The sequence below is a fragment of the Aliiglaciecola sp. genome (genome assembly GCF_039982535.1).
In the GTDB taxonomy this organism is placed as follows: Bacteria; Pseudomonadota; Gammaproteobacteria; order Enterobacterales; family Alteromonadaceae; genus Aliiglaciecola.
This window is the reverse complement of sequence record NZ_JBDWYG010000059.1, coordinates 1-1,615: the sequence shown is the minus strand read 5'-3', so window position 1 is coordinate 1,615 and position 1,615 is coordinate 1. Positions and strand designations below refer to the sequence as shown.

Sequence of the window (1,615 nt, the reverse complement as noted above, 5' to 3'; positions counted from 1 at the left end):
ATATACTCTTAACTTTCAAAGTCTTGTACAACAACTTTTGCACAAGACTTTGGTAACACTTTAAAAATGATGATAAGAAAAAAATTACCTAAACAGCTTTTATGCACCTTATTCATGGTGCTTCTGGGCACGACCACCTATGGACAAACTACTTTTACCGATAACGCAATAGTGTACACCATATCTAATGATAATGAGGTATCGGTCACGGACTATACAGGAGAAGATAAAGAGATAACAATACCCAGTACGGTCGTAAACTCGAATACCACCTATACCGTGACAAGTATTGGAAATTCTGCTTTTTGGGCCGAATTTTTGACCAGTGTGGACATTCCAAATACCGTGACAAGTATTGGAAGTTCTGCTTTTCAAACCAACAGTTTGACCAGTGTAACGATTCCCGGCAACGTGACCAGTATTGGGGCTTTGGCTTTTCAAGGCAACTCGATCACCTCTGTAAACGTACTGGCCACGACCCCTCCATCCCTTACTGGGGATCCCAATGATGCTTTTTCAAGGCGAGAGGATATAACGGTGTTAGTGCCCTCTGGTTTGGTAACTGATTATGAAAACAGTGCAGGCTGGACAGGGTTTAAGGCCATTGTTGATGAAATAACATCAGTTATTGGTGCTACTTTTACCGATAACGGAATAGAGTACACCATATCTGGTGAGAATGAGGTATGGGCCACGGACTATACAGGAAATGATAAAGAGATAACAATACCCAGTACGGTCGTAAACTCGAATACCACCTATACCGTGACAAGTATTGGAAATTCTGCTTTTTCGGCCGAAGGTTTGACCAGTGTGGACATTCCAAATACCGTGACCAGTATTAGAAATGCTGCTTTTCAAACCAACCAATTGACCAGTGTAACGATTCCCGGCAACGTGACCAGTATTGAGCTTTTTGCTTTTCAAGGCAACCCGATCACCTCTGTAAGCGTACTGGCCACGAACCCTCCATCCCTTACTGGGGATCCCGATGATGCTTTTTCAAATCGAGAGGGTATAACGGTGTTAGTGCCCTCTGGTTCGGTAACTGCTTATGAAAACAGTGCAAGCTGGACAGGGTTTAAGGCCATCGTTGATGAAATACTATCAATTGATAATAAAACACTTAATGAAACTATACATATAAGTCCCAACCCAGTAACTAACGCATTAACTATTAATGGGGCTACCGATTTTGAGCTAAAAGAAGCCACGGTTTATACTATAACGGGTAAACAACTATTAAGTACTACCAATACAACAATAAACACAAGTAACTTACCCACAGGATTGTATATTTTAAAAATTGAAAATACAGAAGGGCTAATAGCTATTAAAAAAATTGTTAAGCAATAATCCAATTAGTGTGTTATAGATTAATTAAAGTTGTTTCATAATAAATAACCACTTATTGCCTTACTATTGTAAACCCAAACTCGTACAAAACACGGTTTGGGTTTTTCTTTTAAAAGTATCAAAAGGTAGTATTTAAATTCTTTTCACTGGGTTGCCCGATTAATAACTTTTAAGGGTTCTGCATTAATTCCTTCTTTTTGAAACTGTCGAGACTTCTAATTGGTAATTCAAGAAATAATAGAGTGCATCTATTTTTTTT

1 protein-coding gene is annotated in these 1,615 nt (G+C 38.7%); it reads left to right on the top strand.

All coding sequences use genetic code 11. The features are described 5' to 3' along the window. The first annotated feature begins 66 nt into the window (after window positions 1–66). Window positions 67–1,356 (top strand): leucine-rich repeat domain-containing protein, encoded by a 1,290-nt coding sequence (locus ABJV04_RS16880; protein WP_348492759.1) that lies wholly within the window; start codon window positions 67–69, stop codon window positions 1,354–1,356. The last annotated feature ends 259 nt before the right edge of the window (window positions 1,357–1,615 follow it).